The organism is Neorhizobium petrolearium (genome assembly GCF_017873175.1).
Taxonomy (GTDB): domain Bacteria; phylum Pseudomonadota; class Alphaproteobacteria; order Rhizobiales; family Rhizobiaceae; genus Neorhizobium; species Neorhizobium petrolearium.
In genome coordinates this window covers 191,448-211,357 of record NZ_JAGGJW010000005.1, presented here as the reverse complement: position 1 = coordinate 211,357, position 19,910 = coordinate 191,448, and the positions used below count along the sequence as shown (strand labels likewise).

Genomic DNA, 19,910 nt, shown 5'->3' with positions numbered 1-19,910 from the left:
TCTGTGCAACATCGAATGACATTCTCTCCTCCTCTTTTTTGAGACCGTTCAGGCCACGAAACCGTAAAGACGCGCGGGATTGTCGACGAGCAGTCGCTGCCGATCCTCCGCACGGACTGCAAGGCGCGGAACCAGGTCCACGAGATCGGCCTCGTCCACCGGCTCCTTGAGATTGGGATGCGGGAAATCCGTGCCCCACAAGGTTCGTTCGGGGCTCAATTCCACAAGCGCCCGAGCGAACGGCATCGCTGCATCGAACGGGAACCGCGAGATGCGCTCCGAGCCGCAGACCTTGATCCAGCAATTTTCCCGCCGGACGAGTTCGAGAAGCGCCTGGAAGGCCGGCTGCTCCGTGCCGAGTGCGGTATCGACACGGCCCATGTGGTCGATGACGAAGGGAAGCGGCAGGCGGCGGATCATGTCGGAAAGCGGGACGATATCAGCGCCGTCGAGATGCAGAACGACATGCCAGCCGCGGCCCTTGATCCGGTCGATCACGCGGTTGAAGGCGTCCATGTCCGGCGCCCCGCCGAGATGACGGACGAAATTGAAGCGCACGCCACGCACGCCGCCGTCATCGAGCGCCTGGTAGGCCCTGTCGTCGAATGTGTCGTCGACGATGGCGACGCCGCGATAGCGGTCCGGACGCCAGGCGATCGCGTCGAGCATGGCGCGGTTGTCGGTCCCATGGCAGCTCGCCTGCACGATCACGGCGCGATCGATGCCGAGCCGGTCATGAACGGCGGCCAGTGCCTCCCTGGGTGCATCGTCAGGCGTATAGCGGCGGTCCGGTGCATAAGGGAAAACGGCGCCCGGACCGAAGACGTGGCAATGGGCATCGCAACTGTCGGCAGGCAGAATGAAATCGGGCTTGCGCCGCTTTTCGCCCGCATGAAGGGCAGTGGTCATCAGTTCTTACCTTTCACGATCGATGATTCAGGTGCGGCAGCTTCCGTGGGGAGACTGCGGAAGCTGGCGAAGCTCGCCTCGACGATCTGGTTGACGGCGGTCTCCCGATCTTCTCCGTCGACCGCTCCTCCCGAAAGACGCGTCACGCGCTCCGGGTTGATCAAGGCATAATAGAGTGCCCCGAGTAGGAATTGGCTGCGCCAGACGACGCCTTCCAGTGGCGCTCCGGGCACGCAGTCCGCCAGCGCTCCGATGAAGACGCGGCTCGTCTCGTCGAAGGCGTCGGCGATAATCTGGCGAGCATCAGGATTGCCCTCTGCCGAAAGCACGGCGCGCATGCGCGTGAACTCGGCCCCTCCGCCATCGCTTTCGGTGGAGGACGTGAAGGCTGGAACGACATAGGCTCTCAGAACCGCCATCAGCCGCTCGTCTGGATTGCTGATCCGCCGCGCTTCGCCGAGCAGTTCGAGGCGGCGCGCATTCATCGGCTTCGTGTGGCGCTCATAGATTTCTCTGAGGAGATTGGCCTTTGAGCCGAAGTGATAAGTGAGGCTGCCGACATTCGCGCCAGAAGCCTTGGCAATGTCCCGGAGCGACACGGCGTTGTAGCCGCTGCGGGAAAACAGCGTCACAGCATTGAGGAGAAGCGTTTCCCGCAGGCTTGGGCGCATATCGGTCCGAAAGTCGATTGTCCTTATAATTTGTACAAGTGTACAAATTGGAATTCGAAGTCAACTGAAAAAGCAAAGAGGGCAAGCTGGCTCGTAGCTGGCTGGAGAGTAAAGTGGTAAGCGGGTTTCTGTCGGAGGGAGGCCGGAAACGAGATGAATAGTTTCATTTTTAACACCACGCCGTCGCTGATTTTCAAGGCGGGTGCTGCGCGCGAGTTGGCAGATCACGTGAGGTCGCGGCTCGGCAACGCCGTTCTGTTCGTCACGGATCCGGGACTGAGAAAGCTCGGGCTCTGCGATCATGCACTTGTGTCGCTTTCCGACTCCGGTGTGAAAGTCGAAGTGTTCGGGGAGGTGGAGGCCGATCCGTCGCTCTCCACGCTCATGCGGGCAGTGGAGGCTGGAAGGACCGCCGGCGTGACCGGGGTAATCGGCTTCGGCGGCGGCTCTTCGCTGGATGTGGCGAAACTCGCGGCACTTCTGCTCGGCTCTGGCGAGGATATCGATAGCGCCTGGGGTGTCGGAAATGCAAAGGGACCACGTCTGCCCCTGGCGCTGGTGCCGACCACCGCCGGCACGGGTTCGGAGGTGACGCCTGTCTCCATTATCACCGTGGGTGAAGAGGAAAAGCGTGGCGTTTCCTCGTCCATCAACCTTCCTGATGTCGCGGTGCTTGACCCGGAGCTCACGCTTGGCCTCCCGCCGTCGATCACCGCTGCAACGGGGATTGACGCCATGGTACATGCGATCGAGGCCTATGCCTCGAAGAATGCCAACAACAACCCGCTCTCGAAAATGCTGGCGAGACAGGCGCTGCAATTGCTGGGCGCAAACATCGAGGCGGCAGTGTCCGATGGGCGCAACATGGAGGCGCGGGGCGCGATGCTGCTCGGGTCGATGCTGGCCGGGCAAGCTTTTGCGAACTCGCCCGTCGCGGCAGTGCATGCGCTCGCCTATCCGATCGGCGGCACATTTCATGTTCCGCACGGACTATCCAATGCTCTGGTGCTGCCGCATGTTCTGCGTTTCAACATGTCCGACGCGGCGGATCTCTATGCCGAAATAGCCGTTGACGCCTTCCCACATCTTGTCCGGGAGGGGCAGATGCCGGTGCGATGCGCGGCCTTTATCGAAGAACTGGCCGCACTTTCGGAGCGGCTCGGCCTGCCTTTAAGGCTGCGTGATGTCGGGATCGGCGAAGCCGACCTGCCGAAGCTTGCCGCCGATGCGATGAAGCAGCAGCGATTGCTGGTCAACAACCCGAGGAGCATGGCCGAAGAGGATGCGCTGATGATCTACAGCTCCGCCTGGTGACGCCTTGAGATTACTTCATTGCAGAGAGGAATGATTTGTTTTCATTATCCGATGGACAGCGACCAAATGTCTGCGGGAGATTTCCGGATTTGACGTCGGTCAATGAGGGGCATAGACCCTCCGCTTAAGCGGGTTCGTCTGAAAACGCTGCAGCATCACCTCTTCAATGGTTAGAATGTCACCCATGCTCGAAACCCGTATTCGCCGCCCATCGCTCCTTGATCGCATCACCACCCCCCAGCAGGCTGCCGCTCTAATCAAGGATGGCATGATCATCGGCATGAGCGGCTTCACCCGTGCCGGTGATGCCAAGGCGGTGCCGATCGCCATGGCGGAGCGGGCGAAGACTGATCCGTTCAAGATCACGCTGATCACCGGCGCCTCGCTCGGCCACGACATCGACCGCATGCTGACCGAAGCCCATGTGCTCTCCCGGCGCATTCCCTTTCAGTCGGATGCGACGCTGCGCGCCGCGATCAACCGCGGCGAGGTGATGTTCGTCGACCAGCATCTTTCGGAGACCGTGGAGCATCTGCGCTCCAACCAGCTCGGCCCGATCGACTACGCCGTCATCGAGGCAGCGGCGATCACCGAGGATGGGGGCATCGTACCCTCCACCTCGATCGGCAATTCCGCGAGCTTCGCCATTCTTGCGAAGAAGATCATCGTCGAGATCAACCTCAGTCAGCCGGCCGAGCTCGAGGGCCTGCACGACATCTACATACCCACGAAGCGCCCGTCGCGTGTGCCGATTCCGGTTGTCGCCTGCGACAGCCGCGTCGGCTTTCCCTATGTGCCGATCGACCCCGAAAAGATCGCTGCCATCGTCGTGACCGATGTGAAGGACAGTTTCTCAACCGTCGAGCCGGCGGATGTCGACACGAAGGCCATTGCCAGCCACCTCATCCGCTTCCTGGAGCAGGAGGTCGAAAAAGGCCGGCTCGATCTGACGCTGCAGCCTCTGCAAGCGGGGATCGGCACGATCGCCAATTCCGTGTTGACCGGGCTCTCGGATGGGCCCTTCCATCATCTGCGCATGTACAGCGAGGTGCTGCAGGACAGCACGTTTGATCTCTTCGATGCCGGGAAGCTGACCTTTGCCTCGGGTTCCTCGATCACGCTTTCGGCCGCCTGCGCTGCGCGGGTTTTTGGCCAGTTCGACAAGTACAAGGAAAAGCTGGTCCTGCGTCCGCAGGAGATCAGCAATCATCCGGAGGTCATCCGCAGGCTGGGCGTGATCGGCATCAACACCGCTCTGGAAGTCGACATTTACGGCAACGTCAATTCCACCCATGTGAACGGCACGCATATGATGAACGGTATCGGCGGCTCGGGCGATTTCGCCCGCAACGCCTATCTGTCTATCTTCGTCACCAAGTCGGTCGCCAAGGGCGGCAAGCTCTCCTCGGTGGTTCCCATGGTTCCGCATGTGGATCACACCGAACACGATGTGGACATCATCGTCACTGAAAACGGGCTTGCGGATCTGCGGGAGCTTGCACCCCGCGAGCGCGCCGAGCAGATCATTGCCAACTGCGCCCATCCCGACTTCCGCGATCGTCTGGCCGACTATTTCCAACGCGCCTCAGCCCGCGGCGGGCAGACGCCTCATCTGCTCGAAGAGGCGTTTTCCTGGCATGAGCGGAGCCGGCAGACCGGCACCATGCGGCTTGGCTGAGCGAACGACTGTTCCTACCACCATTCGTGGAAATGCTGCACGGGACCGTGACCGGTTCCCACCGTGAGCGTGCCGGCAGCCGCGATGGCGCCGGAGAGATAGGCTTTGGCGATCGCGACGGCGTCGGCCGGCGAGGCGCCCTTGGCGAGTTCCGCGGCAATTGCGCTGGAAAGGGTACACCCGGTACCGTGGGTGTTTCTCGTCAGGGTGCGTTTCCCTTCAAACCAGTGAAGGCCATCGCTGTCGGCCAGAACATCCGGGCTGTCACCACTCTCTAGGTGACCGCCCTTCACCAATACCGCCTTCGGACCGATTTTACGCAGGCGTTCGGCCTGATCGGCCATCATCTGGCGGGTGGTGGCGACGGGTTCGCCGAGCAGGGCGGCTGCTTCCGGCAGGTTTGGCGTGACGATCGTGGCAACCGGCATCAGCCGATAGCTGACGGCATCCATAGCCTCCGAAGCAAGCAGCGGGGAGCCTCCCTTGGCGATCATTACCGGGTCGAGCACGATCGGCAGGCTATCGCGATAGGGCTTGAGCACATCCGCGACCGTTTCGGCGATTTCGGTATTGGCAATCATGCCGATCTTCACCGCATCCACCCGCACATCCGCGAAAATGGTGCGGATCTGCTCTGCGACGAACTCGGCAGGCACCGCATGCACGCCGGTGACCCCTTGCGTGTTCTGCGCGGTCAGCGCCGTCAGCACGGCCATGCCATAGGTACCGCGTGCCGAAAACGTCTTGAGGTCGGCCTGAATGCCGGCGCCGCCGGAGGGATCAGAACCGGCGATGGAAAGAATATTGCGGATCATGTGCGTGCCTTTTCGATTTCCTCGGCAATCCTGCGGGCGGCGGCTTTCGGATCCGGCTGGCCGCAGATCGCGGAGACGACGGCGATGCCTCTCGCGCCGGCGGCAAGTGCTGGGCCAGCATGCTCCGCCTTGATTCCGCCTATCGCAACAGCCGGCACGGGTGCTGCTGCGACGATGCGGGCAAGTCCCTCGAAGCCGATCGGTTGCTTATGGTCCGGCTTGGTGAGGGTCGCAAAGACCGGGCCGATGCCGACATAGTCCACGACGGAGGTATCGATGCGTTGCGCCAGTTCCTCGGTTTCGACCGAGAGACCGAGGATCATGTCTCGGCCAATGCGCTCGCGGGCGATAGCCGCGACCATGTCGCTCTGGCCGACATGCAGGCCTGCGGCACCGATTGCGATCGCCGCCTCGACATCGTCATTGACGATCAGGGGCACTCTGGCGCCGGCAAGCGCGGCCTTCAGGGCAAGGCCGGTCTCGATGATCTGCGCCGTATCCGCGTGCTTGTCGCGGAGCTGCACGATCGTAGCGCCGCCCTCGACGGCAAGCCTCGCGGTCTCCACCATGCCGATTTCGCGGCATAGATCGGGATCGAGAACGAGATAGACGGAAAGGTCGAAATTCTTCATGCGCTGACGATCCTGACTTTGGCATCGAGCGTCTCGGTCGAAAGTGTTGCGAGGCGGTCGAGAAAGAGGGGCAGGAAGGAGCCGGGTCCGGCGGCACCGATAGCCGCTTCTTCGCCAGCGACCGCGAACATGGCGAGTGCCGCCGCCGTCGCCTCTAACGGTCCTTCCGGGTTTGCCGCCGCAAAGGCGCCAACGAGGCAGGTGAGCGAGCAGCCAAGAGCGGTGATGCGGGGCATCAGCGCTGAACCGCCCATGATGCGAACCGAGTGCTGGCCGTCGGTGACGAAATCCACTTCACCGGTAACCGCGACGATGGAGCCGCTCTGCCGGGCAAGCGTGATCGCCGAACCTTCTGCCGCCTCGGTCGGATCGCCGCTGTCAACGCCGTGGCCGCTCGACTGGCTGCCTGCCAGCGCAATGATCTCGGAGGCATTGCCTCGCACGATCGTGGGTTTCAGCTTCATGAGTTCGGCGACGGCGGCACGGCGGTAGGCGGTGGCGAAATGGGCAACGGGATCAAGCACCCAAGGCCTGCCGGCTTCATCGGCGGCTTTTGCTGCCTCCTTCATGCCGGCCAGGAAATCTGGCGAAAGCGTGCCAATATTGATCGTCAGTGCAGATGCGATCCGAGCGAATTCGCCAGCCTCCTCTTTCGTATGCACCATGGCGGGCGAGGCGCCGGCAGCGAGCATCACATTCGCCGCGATATTCATCGCCACGAAATTGGTGATGTTCTGGACGAGCGGATTTTTCGCGCGCATCGCAGTCAGCAATTGGCCGGGAGTCTGTGTGGTCTGCATTCTCGCCTCGTTCGGCGGGGCAGACGCATGGGTTCTTCTGTTCGAAGAACCGAACGACTCCCTCCGCCAGCATGATCTGGTTCAGGTTCAAAGGGTACTTCTCAGCCCGGCTTTACGCCGGACGCCCCCGTCTGGGACAAGGCTTATCGTAGATCGGCCTGCGACCGCCAGCGAATTTTTCTGAAAAATGCCCTTGAAGCTCTAGTGGCTGGAGGTTGTAAGGAAGTGCTCGATCCCGAAAGGAAAGAGAAATGGCAGCGACAAATCAGGTTCGGTACAAGGTTGGTGGTATGGATTGCGCAAGTTGCGCGACCAAGATCGATACGGCGGTGCGACGCATGCCGGGCGTCGAGGACGTTTCCGTCTCCGTCGCGGCGGGTACGATGACGGTAAGCCATGACGCAACGAGCGATCTCGCCGCGATCGAGAAAAAGGTGATCGGGCTCGGTTATTCGCTGCGGGCACTTGGCAGGAAAGCGCCAACCACGACGGGGCATGAGCATGATCACGATGGTGGGCACGATCACAGGCATGACCACAACGACCGCAACCATTCCACACATGGCGCCAAGGAGATTGAAGGCCTTCATGGTCATGACCACGGGCCGACGGAAGGACCGTGGTGGAAGAGCGCCAAAGGCCGGCTGACTATCCTTGCCGGTGCAGCGCTCGCGGTTGCCTATGGGCTCGGCCATCTGGTGCCGGCCTATGACACCTACATATTCACGGCCGCCATGCTGATCGGCCTTGTACCGATCGCGCGTCGCGCCGTCATGGCAGCCCTTGCCGGCACGCCGTTTTCGATCGAGATGCTGATGACGATCGCGGCTATCGGCGCCGTCCTCATCAATGCCTCGCAAGAGGCTGCCGCCGTCGTCTTCCTCTTCCTCGTCGGCGAACTTTTGGAAGGGGTCGCAGCCGGCAAGGCGCGTCAGAGCATCCGCAGCCTGACGGCGCTGGTCCCTAAGAATGCGCTGCTGGAGGTGAACGGGCAGATCCGCGAGGTACCAGCCGAGAGCCTGGCGGTCGGCTCCGTCATCCTCGTGCGGCCAGGCGACCGGATTTCGGCGGATGGCGTCATTGTCGCCGGCACGAGCGCGATCGACCAGGCGCCGGTGACAGGGGAAAGCACGCCGGTCGTGAAGGGCGCCGGCGATAAGGTTTTCGCCGGCACGATCAACGGCGATGCGGCGCTGCGTGTACGGGTGACGGCTGCCGCGGAGGACAACACGATTGCCCGTATCGTTCGGATGGTCGAGGAGGCGCAGGAGAAGAAGGCGCCGACCGAGCGCTTCATCGACCGTTTTTCGCGCTATTACACGCCGGGTGTTGTGTTGGTCGCGGCCCTGGTTGCCATCCTGCCGCCGCTTGTGGCCGACGCCGCCTGGGAGGAGTGGGTCTACAAAGGTCTGGCGATCCTGCTGATCGGTTGCCCCTGCGCGCTCGTCATCTCGACGCCGGCCGCGATCGCTGCTTCGCTTTCCTCCGGCGCTCGTCGCGGGTTGCTGATGAAGGGCGGTGCCGTTCTGGAAACGCTCGGCAAGCTGACGGCCGTGGCGCTCGACAAGACCGGAACGCTGACCGCCGGCAAGCCGCAGGTGACGGACGTGATCGCCTTCGGCCGCGACGCCGAAGACGTGCTGCGCTACGCCGCGGCGCTTGAAACCGGCTCGAGCCATCCGCTGGCCGTCGCAATCCTCGCCAAGGCGGCCGAGGATGAGGTGGATATTCCCGCTGTGTCGGATGCCAGATCCCTGAATGGCAAGGGTGTCGCCGCCACGGTCGAAGGCCAGGAAGTCTTTCTGTGTTCGCCGAAGGCGGCAGCCGAGAGGGTTTCGCTGCCGATGGCACATTCCCGGCGGATCGCCGGCCTCAACGATGAAGGCAAGACCGTGTCCGTGCTGATCGTCGACGGTGTCCTGGCCGGCGCGATCGCCATGCGCGACCAGCCACGCCCCGATGCCATGGCGGGACTGAAAGCACTTACTGACGCCGGCGTGAAAACCGTAATGCTGACGGGCGACAATGCCCGCACGGCGTCTGCAATCGGCAAGGAACTCAACGTCGAGGTACGCGCCGAACTGATGCCTCAGGACAAGCAGCGCATCGTCGGCGAATTGAAACGCGAGGGTTTCGTGGTCGGCAAGGTCGGTGACGGCGTCAACGATGCACCGGCGCTTGCTGCTGCGGATGTGGGGATTGCGATCGGCGGCGGCACGGATGTCGCGCTCGAGACGGCCGACGCGGCCGCGCTGCATGGGCGGGTTCTGGACATCGCCGACATGATCGAACTCTCGAAGCGGACGATGCGCAACATCTATCAGAACATTGCCATCGCGCTCGGCCTGAAGGCGGTGTTCCTGGTGACCACGATCCTCGGCGTCACCGGACTCTGGCCCGCAATCCTTGCCGATACCGGCGCGACCGTGCTGGTCACCCTTAATGCGCTTCGTCTGCTGCGGATCAAAGCTGTCTGACGTTGACTGAGGAACATCGGTACACGCCGGGGGTTATGGTCTCTGAAACCGAAGACCATGAGGAGGCCCGAGATGAGCAGCAGACTTCCCCCCACACCCTCCGATAACCTGAGCCACAAGGGGCCTGGCGAACAGGCCCATGCAGAGACCAGGCGCGGCACGATCAAAGCCGCCAATGATCCTGGCAAGCAGGGTCAGCAGGGCAATACGAAGATCAACACGACCCATCAGGGCTATCAGCAAGACCGATAGGCGTTGTTCCATGTCCACATCGCAGAAGACCCCGGCGAGCATCCGCCAGGGCGGGCCTGGTGCTTCGCACAAAATGCCAAGCGCCGGTGAGGGCTGAGAAACCATCGACGGATGACGACCGGCAATCCCGGAGCCGGGTTTCCGGCGGTGGCGGGGAACGCGACAGCCACCATGCCCACGACGCGAAAAAGAAGGGCGGCGGCACCCGTCCGGCTCATTGATATGCAACATTGGATGAACACCCTCTTCGCGGCTGCGCGGAGAGGGTGATGCTCTGGTGCCGGACGCTCCTTATGCCTCGATGGCTTCGCCCGGGCCGGGACCTTCGAAACCGAGAGGAAGCGAACCTCTGTCGCGCTTTTCGTCAGGTTCGATATGCCAGGAGCGTGTGCAGCGGGCGATGCCTTCCCTTTCGTCCATCAGACAAAGCTCGTAACCGTCCTCGTCCAGAAAGAAGGCGACGCAGGCCTGCCGCGCGCTGCCGCCCGGAGCGAGGCAGAATTCTTCGAAGGGTTCATCGTCCGGTTCCTGCGCTGCAGCGGGAGTTGTGAAAGGCTCGGCCGTGGCCAGCACGAGGAGGAGGGCGATGAGACCCGGAATACGCCTGTGCCTCATGTCAGATCGGGATTGCATCGCTCCCTCCCTCAACGCTCGAACAAGCGGGTGCGCGTGTTGCCACGCGGGCCTGTGCGTGTAACGGAGCAGGACTGATCAGGCCGGCTGCAATTGCGGACCCGGGATGTCGTATTGCCGCGCGGACCGACGACTTCGCGTGTCGCCGCGCATTCACCACCGCTGCAGGTACGGGTATGGGTGGCTGAGCCGCCATAGATGCCGGTAGTCGAGCGGGTCGCGGTGCAGGCTCCGTTTGCGCAGTTCACCGACCGGTCGAAAGAATTCACCCGTGGTGCCGCGACCGGCGGGTGATAGCGCCAGGTATGATACCAGGGATAGCGAACGTAATAGCGGTCCCAATAGGCGCGGTTGTAGCCGACCACGACGATGCCGATACGGGGTGCAACGACCGGCGTCAGCACGATTGGCGCGCCGCGATAAACGACCTGGATGTAGTTCGCCGATACCCAACCCCGATAAACACCAAGCGAGATATCGCACCAGCTATAACCTGCGACGCATCCATAGGTCGTGATGCGGGCGCCGACCGGCACGACGGTCACGACGGGATAGGCGGTCGACGGCCCGGCTCTCAGGTTGACGTTGCCGGTCGCGACCGCGGCTGTGGCAGCTGCGGCGACGGACGACATGCCCGCCAGCATTGCCAGCGCGAGAAGCAGTTTCCTGAACATGGTTCTTCCTTTCAGAGCGTTTGGTCAGCGCTGCGCCACGTCTGCGAGCGCCGTGCGGCAGGGCGAGGAAAGCTTCTCGGCATTCTGTCTAAGGCAGGCGGCGATACGACCTTCACCCCTCTCGACACCGTTGCAATAGGTCTTGAGATCAGTGCGGCAGGCGCGTGCGACCGCAATCGCCATCTGGCGCATCTCGGGCGAGACCTGCGTCTGGGCGGGTGCTGTACCGGCAAGTGTTGCGAAGAACAGGGCGAGAAGCGTCGGGGTGAACAGGATTTTTCGGATCATCGGGATAGTCCTTCGGTTCTGGTAATGGAGTTGGTTTCGGGCGACAGACTGTCTTTGACGGCCGGCGGCGGCTTGGGCGAAGTGCTTGGTAAAGGGCCGACCGGTCCGAACAGCACGCGGAGTTTCTTGCCTATATTCGGCGCCTGGAAGAAATCCCGCCAGAGCATCGCCCATTCGCCGAGAGCGATCTGGCCGGGATGGAGTGATGGTGGGCGGCCACGCAGGCCATAACGCAGCGGTTCGGTCGCCGGCGCCTCCGCGAATGTGCCGAACAGGCGATCGAAGACGATCAGGATGCCGCCGAAATTCTTATTGAGGCAGCGAGGATTGGAAGCGTGATGAACGCGGTGATGCGCCGGTGTGTTCAACACCCATTCGAGCGGCCCGAGGCGGGGCGAAAGCTCGGTATGAATGAAGAACTGATAGGCAAGATTGAGCCCCATCATGGCGACGATACCGAACGGATGAAAGCCGACAAAGGCAAGCGGCAGGAAGAAGAGGAAATTGCCGGAAATGCTGCCCGTCCAGCCGAGCCGGATCGCGGCCGTCAGGTTGAGCTTCGTCGGTGAATGATGGACGGCATGGGTCGCCCAGAGCCAGCGGATATGGTGCGAGGCCCGATGGTGCCAGTAATAGACGAGATCGACCGCGAGGAAGAGCGCCAGGGCGCCGGCGGCGCTGGTGATGTCGATATCGAACAGGCGATGCCGGTAAGCGAGCATGAAAGGCGTGGCGACAACCGCTGCTTCCACGGGGCGGAGAATGCTGTGAATGAACGCGACGCCGAAGGAGGCAGCGGATTCCTTCAGATCATGGATATCATGCTCCGCCAGCCTGCCGATGAGGTATTCGAGCAGCATGAAGGATGCCGCGACGACAAGGATACCGCCGCGCACGGACGGATCGACGATGCTCTGGAACATGGAAGAACCTCGCTTGGTCAACAGGAACGCCCGGCGGCCTGAGCCAGGGGTAGGAAACCGCCGGGCGCCTGCTCAAGTCAGTAACGATGGAAACTGCCTGAGCGGGTAACGGTATTGCCGCGCGGACCGGTTGTGGTGCGCGAACCGGTGCAAGTGCCGCCGTTGCAGGAGGCCGAGCCGCTGCGCGACATGCTGTAGCCATAGGGGCCGGTGCGGGTGATGCTGCGCGAGCAGGAGCCGGACGCGCAACTGCCGCTCGCATGCACAGAGGCGGTTCTGCGCGGACCGCTCACCGAACCGTCGCGGGTCCAGGCATTCGCCTGACCCACCGAAAGAAGCGCGAAAGTGCCGGCAAGCAGGCCGGCGGCGAGTGTCTTGGTCATCGTTCCATCCTCGTATGGTTTGGATCGTCACATCAATGGTCGCAGGGAATCGGCCGGTGATGCGAGGGCAAGGATGGTTTGCTGATGTATGCCGGTTTTGTCGTGCAGTTCTCAAAACGTAAGCTTTTGTTTTTGGCTTGTAGCATTTTGTATCGGCGGTCCGGAGCAGCTTGATTTCGTGAAACCGCTTCGCCATGGTCTCGGTATGGACAGACCCGTGCCCACTATCCTGATTGTCGATGACGATGCCGAAATAAGGCAGCTCGTCGGCGATTTCCTGTCGCGGGAGGGTTACGCCGTGGAGACGGCGGAGGATGCCCGCGCGATGGACGAAATCCTCCGCCGCCGCGAGCCCGATCTGATGATCCTCGACCTTATGATGCCGGGCGAGGACGGCCTTTCGGTTTGCCGCCGCGTTCGCGCCACGCGGCCGCTGCCGATTTTGATGTTGACGGCGAAAAGCGACGAGACCGATCGTGTCGTGGGTCTGGAACTCGGTGCCGACGACTATCTCGTCAAGCCCTTCGGCCCGCGCGAGCTCCTGGCGCGCGTCCGGGCGCTTCTGCGACGGGCTTCGCCGCAACCCTTCCAGCCGCCGAGCCGGCGTTTCGCCTTCGACCGTTTCGTCGCCGATCTCGATGCCCGGCAGCTTGAAGTGGAGCCAGGCGGGCTGGTGCCACTGACGAGCGGCGAATTCGAGCTTCTCTCCTGTTTCGTGCTGAGGCCACGCCGGGTGCTCTCGCGCGACCAAATCCTCGACTGGACCCATGGGCGTACGGCCGATCCTTTTGATCGGACGGTCGACCTGCTCGTCTCGCGGCTGCGCAAGAAACTGGATGCGGCAAGTCCCGGCAGCAGTCTCATCAATACGGTTCGCAACGGAGGTTACCTGCTGACGGTGCCGGTGCGCCAGGTGACGTGATGTTGGGCTTAAGCCTTTCCCGGAGGTTGATAGCGATTGGCGGCGCAGGCTTGCTGGCCCTGTGGATCGCGTTGATCTCCTTTTATTATCTGGCGAATGACCTCAGTCGAACGACGTCCAATCCTCCGCCCGAGCAAATCGCAGCGATTGCCACGCTTTTGAAGAGTGAGCCGGAGGATCGGTGGCCCTTGCTGATCGATGCCGCGAATTCACCGGTCCTCAATGTGCGGATCATCGGGACCGACTTGCCGCCCGAAAAGACTGCCGATCTATGGGACAATGCCGAATATCGGATCTATCGCGAAGTGCTGGGCGAGGATCTTCTTTCGATCCGCCTCCTCACGCCGGAGCGCCGGATCAGGCGGCCGCTTTTCTTCAAGGGCGTGGTAAACCCCATCCAGTTCCGTGTCCGGCTTTCGCCGGAGCGGGTGTTGGTCATGGAGACTCGCACGCCCTTCATCGTCACGTGGTTCGGTTTGCCGGTGGGGCTCGGCGCCGGCCTGATCGGTACGCTTTTCGGACTCGTGGCCATGATCGCCCTCCACCGTGAGATCCGCCCGCTGACGCGGTTGGCCGCAGCCGTCGATCGGATCGATCCGACCGGTACTCCGGTTCCCTTGCCGAAGCTGAAAGGCGCCGCACCCGAAACGCGAGCGCTGGTCAATGCCTTTGAGCGGCTGCAGACACGGCTTCATGCGATCGTCAGGGCAAGGCTCGCTCTGATTGGCGGCATACAGCACGACGTGCGGACCTTTGCGACGCGGCTCAGGCTGCGACTGGAACATATCCCGGACGAAGTGGTGCGGGAGAAAGCCGTGGCCGACATAAACGACATGATCGAACTGCTCGACAACGCAATGCTTGCCGGTCGTGCCGGAGTCGGTGCATTGGACGAGGAGCTTTTCGATATCGTGCCGTTACTGGAGGCAGAGGTTGCCGACCGCCGAGCAACCGGAGGGCGCGTCACCTTGGCTGCCTTGTCTGCCGAGGCTGCATCAGGGACTGCAGCCGAAACCGCACTTTTGATAGGCGACCGGCTGGCACTCAGGCGCATTTTCGCAAACCTGATTGACAACGCGCTGAAATATGGCGGCGCGGCGCATCTGAGGCTGATGGTTGAAGGAGAATGGCTGCGGCTGACGATCGACGATGAGGGGCCAGGCATTCCGATCGATCAGCGGGAAATCCTGATGGAGCCCTTCGTTAGGCTCGAAACATCACGCGCTCGCAAGACCGGTGGGGCCGGCCTCGGTCTTGCGGTGGCCCGCAATTTAGTGGAGGCGCATGGCGGAACACTGGCGATCGACGATGCTCCGGTCCGCGGAGCGAGGATCATCGTGCGCTTGCCGCTGTTTCGGAGCTGAAGTCTGCTTTGATTATCAAGGCCGTGCAGCTCAGAGTGGGCAGAGGGTTTTGCGAGGAGCATAAACGCCCCGCGCCGCCATAAGCTGAACTGCGGCGCGGGGAATTCTCCGTCGGATCGCCAGCAGGGCGGAGCTCGCTTGCGGGCAACGATCAGTCGAGTTCTGCAGCCCGGGCAAGAGCAGTGCTGCCTTGCGCGAGGTCCACGCTTGCGACCACCGACATGCCTGGGACGAGCCTGTCGGTCAGCGGCTGTTGCGGCTCGATGGCGATCCGGACCGGAATGCGCTGGGCCACCTTGGTGAAGTTGCCGGTGGCGTTGTCGGCCTTGATGACCGAGAATTCTGACCCGGTGGCCGGCGCGAAACGTTCGATCCGGCCCGCGAATTTCTGATGCCCGAGAGCATCGACGGTAAAGACTACCTCCTGCCCAGGCCGCATGCCGGCAAGCTGGGTCTCCTTGAAATTGGCGACCACCCAGACATGATCGGGCACAACCGAGCCGATCTGCGTGCCGACCGAGACGTACTGGCCGATCCGGCCCGCCATCTCGCCGAGCGTGCCGTCCTGCGGCGCTGTGATGCGTGTATTGGCCAGATCGATCTCTGCGAGCTCCACAGCGGCCTTGGCGCTTTCGACGCTGGCTTCCAGCGAACGGCGGCTGACGACGATCGTGTTCAGATCCTGTTCTGCGACGAGCTCGGCGGCTTCCGCCTGATGCACCGCGGCCTGCGCCTGGTTGAAGGCCGCGCGGTTCTTCTCGGCTTCGCTCTGGCTGGCGATGTTCTTTTCCAGAAGGCCTTCGGTGCGCTCGTAGGTCGTCCTGGCAACCTCGAGAGCGGCATTGGCGCTTTCCACTGCCGCCTTGGCAGAGGCGATCTTGGCTTCCGCCGACTTGTGGCTCTGTTCGGAATTGGCGAGCGCGGCTTCGGCGGCTGCCAGCGTCGCCTTCGCCTGCTCCAGCTTCTGGGTATAGATGCGGTCGTCGATCCGGGCGATGAGGTCGCCTTTCTTGACCCTCTGATAGTCCTGCACGGGTACGTCCACGAGATAGCCTGCAAGCTGCGGGCTGAGCAATGTCACCTGACCGCGCACGTAGGCGTCGTTGGTCATCTCGACTGAGCCGTGAAAGGGTGGCAGGTCCCAGGCGTAAAGCACGAGGAACACGCCGGTGACACCGGTGATCATGGCCATATAGGTGGCGATGGATCGAAAAAGCTTGGTCATGGCAATAGCGTCTTGTTCTTCTTGAGTGTCCCTCAGGCGGCTGCGGGCACCGGGTTTGAATTTGGAAGGAAGCGTTCGCGGTTGCGCCAGGCGACGTGAATGCCGAGGCAGCCGAGCGCCGCGAGCGATAGATATGCGGTGAGCAGAAAGGAGTCGTTATAGGCGAGCGCATAAGCCTGTTGCTGCGTTTGTCTTGCAAGGAGCGTGGCGCCTTGGGCCGTCTGCTGGTTCGGGTCGGCCAGCACTTTGCCATAGGCGCCGCCGAATTGTTTAAGCCGGGCTGTGACCAGCGGATCGGTGGAGATGAGTTGCGAGACGAGCCGGAAGGAATGGAACTGCTCGCGCCATTGCACGAACGTGCCGTAGAGCGCGCTGCCAAGGTAACCGCCAATCTTCTGCGTGGTGAGGAAGACGACGATGAAAGAGAGGATATAGCCCGGGCCGCGCTTCAGAGCCGCGCCCATGCCTACGGCAAGCGCCGGCGGCAGGAAAAGGCCGCTTGCGAAGCTCACCAGGAACTGGCTCACATACATTTGCTCCGGCCGGGTGAGGGTCGTCGACTGGCTGTCCATATAGCTGCCGATGGCGACGAAGAGCAGCGAGACTGCATGGATCGCTGATGCCCGGCCTGGCTTCATGATCGCGGCACAGACGATCCCGGAGACGATCGAACCGGTAAGGATGACCCAATAGAGGCCGGCCATCTGCTCGTTCAGCATGCCGGCATTGCGCAGGAAGTTGATGGCGCCGCTCGACTGCTCCGAAAGCGCGATACGGAAGACCAGCAACGCGCCGGTGAAATGCAGGATTTCGCGGGAGGTAAGCCATCGGATGTCGACCAGATGGTTTCTCCGGTTGAGCTCGATCATTGCGAAGATGGCCGACGCGATGATTCCGGCGATGATCGGGAGGGCGAGCCAGTCTGCGGCCGTCCACCAGTAGAGCCGGCCGACCGTGAGAACGACCGCGAAGCAGCCGAGCGCGATCGCCAGGAAGATGTAGCTGACCACGTCCAGGCTGCTGATCACTTTCGCGCGGTGCGGGGAATTAAGCGGCAGGAGATAGACGAGGCCGAGCGAGACCATGGCAAGCCCCATCTCGACCACATAGAGCGCGTGATAATCGCCAAGATCCAGCAGTGTCGGCGAGATGAGTCCGGTGATGGGAGCCGGGATGGCGAGCGCCGTCAGCGCAATACACAGCCCGATGTTCATCTTCCTCGCTGGCGGAATGGCCTCGAGAATGTAGAGGAAGCCGAGCGAGGTCATGGGAGCCGCGGCGACACCCGCGAAGAAGCGTAGCACCAAGGCGCTATGATAGCTGTCCACCCAGAAGTGGGCGAGGCAGACGAGCACATAGACGACGACCGCCACCTCGGCGAAATTCCTCAGGCCGTATTGGGCGCGCACCTTGAAGAGCAACAGCGTCAGGCTGGCATTGGGAAAGAGATAGGCTGCCATCAGCCAGGTGGTTTCGACCTGGGTGAGGCTCATCGGGCCGGCGATCTGCTGCAGGTTGGTGGAGATGAAGCTCAACCCAAGTCCCTGGGTCAGCGCGATCAACGTGCCGGCGACGATGTAGGCGACCGTCATCAGGGGTGATTTCGGCACGAAGGCAGGGGGCGCAGCTGGCGCCGGAGCCGCGGGGAACGCGTGAGCAGCAACCGGCTCCGACCGCGTTTCGGAGAGACGAGCGGGTTCGGCCAGCTTTTCATCTTCGCGAAATTCCGGCCGTTCTATCGTCTCGTCTTTCAGTCTCGCTGCGGCTTCACGCGGGGACATGGATATCGTCCATTTCCGCGACATTGGCCGAGATGCGTTCGAAAAGGGCAATGCTGGCACGCAGCTCTTCCGGGTCGATATCGGCAAAGACCTGCATGCGCAGGCCCTCGCCGATCGACTGCACGAGCGCGGCCTGTTCCTCGCCGTAGGGGGTCAGCACGATCAGCTTGACGCGGCGGTCGCTGGCGTCCGCCCGGCGTTCGATGAGACCGTTTTCCTCCATCCGGTCGAGGAGGCGCACCATGGTTGCCTGCTCCAGTTCGAGCTCGCAAGCAAGCTCGCTCTGGGTCATGTTCTGCTTCTTGGAAAGCCGCAGCAGCGTGCGTGCGCGGGGATAGGTGAGCCCATGCGCCGTGACCTGCTGATTGAAAGCCGTGCGAATCTTGCGGCTCACCTTGGTGAGCGATTCCAGGAACTCGGAGCTGATCGGATCGGGTTTCATTGGGTGCTTAATGTTAGTGTGCTAAGTTTCTTGTTAATACTTAGCATGCCAACTATTCCGTTTCAAGGGGAATTGGAAAAGGGACCCATCGAAGATGGGAAGAGGCGGTGAAACCGCGCCGTGAGGAGGCTAGATCCTCCTCATCATGTTACTCCGCCGCTTCGGCTTCCTTGATCTGCTCTTCCATGACCGCCATTTTTCGCCCGGCAAGGACGTCGCCGGCGTTCCGGGGCAGCCGGAAGAAGGAAAAGCAGGACGAGGCGGAGATTACCGCAACGACGATGAAGGCCATCGCGAAAGCGTGGTTCGTCAGTGTTTCCGAGCCGCCGGAATAGAATTGCAGCAGGATCGCCGAGATCGCGACGCCCACGCTCTGGGCGATGCGCTGCGCCATCTGCGAGAGAGAGGTCGCGTGGCTCATCTCCGCTTCGTCCGTTTCGGCAAACGCAATCGTGTTGAGCGCGGTGAATTGCAATGCGCGGAAGAAACCCGCAAGCAGGATGACGAAGATCATGATTACCGGCGCAGTGCCGGGCGTGAAAAGCGCACAGAGAGCCATGGAGAAGCTGGCGATCAGCGCGTTCCAGAAGAGCACGCTGCGGAAGCCGAAACGGTGCAGGATGCGCTTGGTGATCGTTCGCATGCCGAAGGCGCCGATGGTCGAAACGAAGGTGATGGCGCCGGATTGCAGCGGCGTGTAGCCGAACACTTCCTGCATCAGGAGCGGCAACATGAAGGGTAGCGCGCCCATGCTGATCCGGAAGAGCGACCCGCCGGCAAGGCTGGCGCGGAATGTGGGATGGCGGAAGAGCTTCAGATCGAGGATCGGAGCTTTGGTCCGGCGCGCATGCAGGATGTAGAGGGCGAGCGCGGCCAGGCCCGTCGCAGCCAGGACCAGCGGCCCGGCATTCATCCCGCGGGCGAAGGAATCGAGACCGAATATGACCGCGCCGATGCCGATGCCCGTGAGGACAAAACCGGTAAAATCGAAAGTGGTTCGCTCGACCGGAGGGATTTTGTCGATCAGCGTCAATGTCAGCGCGATCGCGATGATTCCGACCGGCAGGTTGATCCAGAAGATCCAGTGCCAGGAACTGATACCGATGATGAAGCCGCCGAAAAGCGGACCGATAGCCGGGCCGATCACGGCGGGCATGCTCATCAGCACCATGGCCGAGACGAGCTCCTCGCGCGGCACGGAGCGCACGAGGATGAGGCGCGCCGTCGGCAGCATCAGCGCGCCCCCGAAGCCCTGCAGCATGCGGGCAGCAATCAGCATCGCAAGGCTTGTCGAGGCGGCGCAGAGGAGCGAGGCAAGGGTGAAAAGGCCGATCGCCCAGCAGAAGACGATGCGGGCGCCGAAGCGGTCCGCAAACCATCCGCTGACCGGCAGGAAGACGCCCAGCGAAAGCATGTAGACGGTGATCGTCGAGTGGAGTGCGACCGGCGGTTCGCCGAGCGCATCTGCGATCGAAGGCAGGGCGGTTGTGATCGCCGTCGAATCGATCTGCTGCATGATGAGGGCCGACGCGACGATCAGCGGCACGGTCTTGCGCGTTTCCAATTGGATTGTTCTCTTCTGCTTTCACGTTACCACACGCGCCGAAATGCCGCTTTGCCGGACCCTCAGGCTACTCCTCCGCGGAGAGTGCCCGCTTGCCTAAGTGTTCTTCTATATGGAACGACGGTCCATTATATGGTATTCCTTCATGGATCGGGCTGTCAAC

The 19,910-nt window shown here is 62.2% G+C and carries 20 protein-coding genes, 1 pseudogene and 1 riboswitch; of the genes and pseudogenes, 7 read left to right on the top strand and 14 right to left on the bottom strand.

The genetic code is table 11. The features are described from left to right. Positions 1-48: 48 nt before the first annotated feature. Both J2046_RS11520 and J2046_RS11515 read right to left on the bottom strand, forming a co-directional pair. Positions 49-909 (bottom strand): amidohydrolase family protein, encoded by an 861-nt coding sequence (locus J2046_RS11520; RefSeq protein ID WP_210051845.1) that lies wholly within the window; start codon positions 907-909, stop codon positions 49-51. After that, on the bottom strand, positions 909-1,580 hold the full coding sequence (locus J2046_RS11515) for a TetR/AcrR family transcriptional regulator (protein ID WP_210051843.1): 672 nt from the start codon (positions 1,578-1,580) through the stop codon (positions 909-911). The genes J2046_RS11520 and J2046_RS11515 overlap by 1 nt, the downstream gene beginning before the upstream one ends. 153 nt (positions 1,581-1,733) lie before the next feature. Here J2046_RS11515 and J2046_RS11510 point away from each other — a divergent pair, with 153 nt between their 5' ends. Further along, on the top strand, positions 1,734-2,894 hold the full coding sequence (locus J2046_RS11510; protein ID WP_210051841.1) for an iron-containing alcohol dehydrogenase: 1,161 nt from the start codon (positions 1,734-1,736) through the stop codon (positions 2,892-2,894). A 184-nt stretch (positions 2,895-3,078) separates the two neighbouring features. Then, positions 3,079-4,572 carry an acetyl-CoA hydrolase/transferase family protein gene (locus tag J2046_RS11505; RefSeq protein ID WP_210051839.1) on the top strand — a complete coding sequence of 498 codons (1,494 nt, stop codon included), beginning with the start codon at positions 3,079-3,081 and terminating at the stop codon, positions 4,570-4,572. A gap of 14 nt (positions 4,573-4,586) precedes the next feature. Here the strand turns inward: J2046_RS11505 and thiD are convergent, their stop codons facing one another. From thiD to thiM, 3 genes are read right to left on the bottom strand one after another with little or no spacing between them, the layout of a single operon-like run. Continuing rightward, positions 4,587-5,387, bottom strand: coding sequence for a bifunctional hydroxymethylpyrimidine kinase/phosphomethylpyrimidine kinase (gene thiD, locus J2046_RS11500; protein ID WP_210051837.1), 801 nt, complete (start codon positions 5,385-5,387; stop codon positions 4,587-4,589). Further along, positions 5,384-6,019, bottom strand: coding sequence for a thiamine phosphate synthase (gene thiE, locus J2046_RS11495; protein ID WP_210051835.1), 636 nt, complete (start codon positions 6,017-6,019; stop codon positions 5,384-5,386). The genes thiD and thiE overlap by 4 nt, the downstream gene beginning before the upstream one ends. Beyond that, positions 6,016-6,819 (bottom strand): hydroxyethylthiazole kinase, encoded by an 804-nt coding sequence (gene thiM, locus J2046_RS11490; protein ID WP_210051833.1) that lies wholly within the window; start codon positions 6,817-6,819, stop codon positions 6,016-6,018. The genes thiE and thiM overlap by 4 nt, the downstream gene beginning before the upstream one ends. 41 nt (positions 6,820-6,860) lie before the next feature. Further along, positions 6,861-6,958, bottom strand: a riboswitch (TPP riboswitch). A 112-nt stretch (positions 6,959-7,070) separates the two neighbouring features. Between thiM and J2046_RS11485 the strand changes: the two genes are divergently transcribed. From J2046_RS11485 to J2046_RS33805, 3 genes and pseudogenes are all read left to right on the top strand, one after another. Continuing rightward, positions 7,071-9,296 carry a heavy metal translocating P-type ATPase gene (locus tag J2046_RS11485; RefSeq protein WP_210051811.1) on the top strand — a complete coding sequence of 742 codons (2,226 nt, stop codon included), beginning with the start codon at positions 7,071-7,073 and terminating at the stop codon, positions 9,294-9,296. 72 nt (positions 9,297-9,368) lie between these two features. Continuing rightward, complete coding sequence (locus J2046_RS11480) at positions 9,369-9,548, top strand: hypothetical protein (RefSeq protein WP_037145609.1); 180 nt, start codon at positions 9,369-9,371, stop codon at positions 9,546-9,548. A 10-nt stretch (positions 9,549-9,558) separates the two neighbouring features. Further along, positions 9,559-9,769, top strand: a pseudogene (locus tag J2046_RS33805) (hypothetical protein). A 70-nt stretch (positions 9,770-9,839) separates the two neighbouring features. Here J2046_RS33805 and J2046_RS11475 read toward each other — a convergent pair. The 5 genes from J2046_RS11475 to J2046_RS11455 form a co-directional block, all read right to left on the bottom strand. Then, positions 9,840-10,181 (bottom strand): hypothetical protein, encoded by a 342-nt coding sequence (locus J2046_RS11475; protein ID WP_210051807.1) that lies wholly within the window; start codon positions 10,179-10,181, stop codon positions 9,840-9,842. 11 nt (positions 10,182-10,192) lie between these two features. Further along, positions 10,193-10,855: an SH3 domain-containing protein gene (locus tag J2046_RS11470; protein WP_210051806.1), complete on the bottom strand. Its 663-nt coding sequence runs from the start codon at positions 10,853-10,855 to the stop codon at positions 10,193-10,195. A 24-nt stretch (positions 10,856-10,879) separates the two neighbouring features. After that, positions 10,880-11,143, bottom strand: a complete 264-nt coding sequence (locus J2046_RS11465) for a cysteine rich repeat-containing protein (RefSeq protein WP_210051805.1) — start codon at positions 11,141-11,143, stop codon at positions 10,880-10,882. Further along, positions 11,140-12,066 carry a sterol desaturase family protein gene (locus tag J2046_RS11460; protein ID WP_210051804.1) on the bottom strand — a complete coding sequence of 309 codons (927 nt, stop codon included), beginning with the start codon at positions 12,064-12,066 and terminating at the stop codon, positions 11,140-11,142. Before J2046_RS11460 ends, J2046_RS11465 begins: the two co-directional genes overlap by 4 nt. Positions 12,067-12,143: 77 nt before the next feature. After that, positions 12,144-12,449, bottom strand: coding sequence for a hypothetical protein (locus tag J2046_RS11455; protein WP_233469700.1), 306 nt, complete (start codon positions 12,447-12,449; stop codon positions 12,144-12,146). A gap of 205 nt (positions 12,450-12,654) precedes the next feature. On the opposite strand from J2046_RS11455, the gene J2046_RS11450 reads away from it, so the two are divergent. Together J2046_RS11450 and J2046_RS11445 are read left to right on the top strand one after the other, a co-directional pair. Beyond that, entirely contained in the window at positions 12,655-13,371 is a 717-nt protein-coding gene (locus J2046_RS11450; protein ID WP_210052158.1) for a response regulator, read from the top strand. 50 nt (positions 13,372-13,421) lie between these two features. Beyond that, positions 13,422-14,735, top strand: a complete 1,314-nt coding sequence (locus J2046_RS11445) for a sensor histidine kinase (RefSeq protein WP_233469699.1) — start codon at positions 13,422-13,424, stop codon at positions 14,733-14,735. A gap of 151 nt (positions 14,736-14,886) precedes the next feature. Here J2046_RS11445 and J2046_RS11440 read toward each other — a convergent pair whose 3' ends face one another. The 4 genes from J2046_RS11440 to J2046_RS11425 form a co-directional block, all read right to left on the bottom strand. After that, positions 14,887-15,960, bottom strand: a complete 1,074-nt coding sequence (locus tag J2046_RS11440; protein WP_210051802.1) for an HlyD family secretion protein — start codon at positions 15,958-15,960, stop codon at positions 14,887-14,889. Between the two features lie 32 nt (positions 15,961-15,992). Beyond that, positions 15,993-17,741 carry an efflux MFS transporter permease gene (locus J2046_RS11435; RefSeq protein ID WP_233469698.1) on the bottom strand — a complete coding sequence of 583 codons (1,749 nt, stop codon included), beginning with the start codon at positions 17,739-17,741 and terminating at the stop codon, positions 15,993-15,995. Continuing rightward, positions 17,728-18,183: a MarR family winged helix-turn-helix transcriptional regulator gene (locus J2046_RS11430; protein WP_037145627.1), complete on the bottom strand. Its 456-nt coding sequence runs from the start codon at positions 18,181-18,183 to the stop codon at positions 17,728-17,730. The genes J2046_RS11435 and J2046_RS11430 overlap by 14 nt, the downstream gene beginning before the upstream one ends. Before the next feature lie 148 nt (positions 18,184-18,331). Beyond that, positions 18,332-19,747, bottom strand: coding sequence for a DHA2 family efflux MFS transporter permease subunit (locus tag J2046_RS11425; protein ID WP_210051801.1), 1,416 nt, complete (start codon positions 19,745-19,747; stop codon positions 18,332-18,334). Between the last annotated feature and the right edge of the window lie 163 nt (positions 19,748-19,910).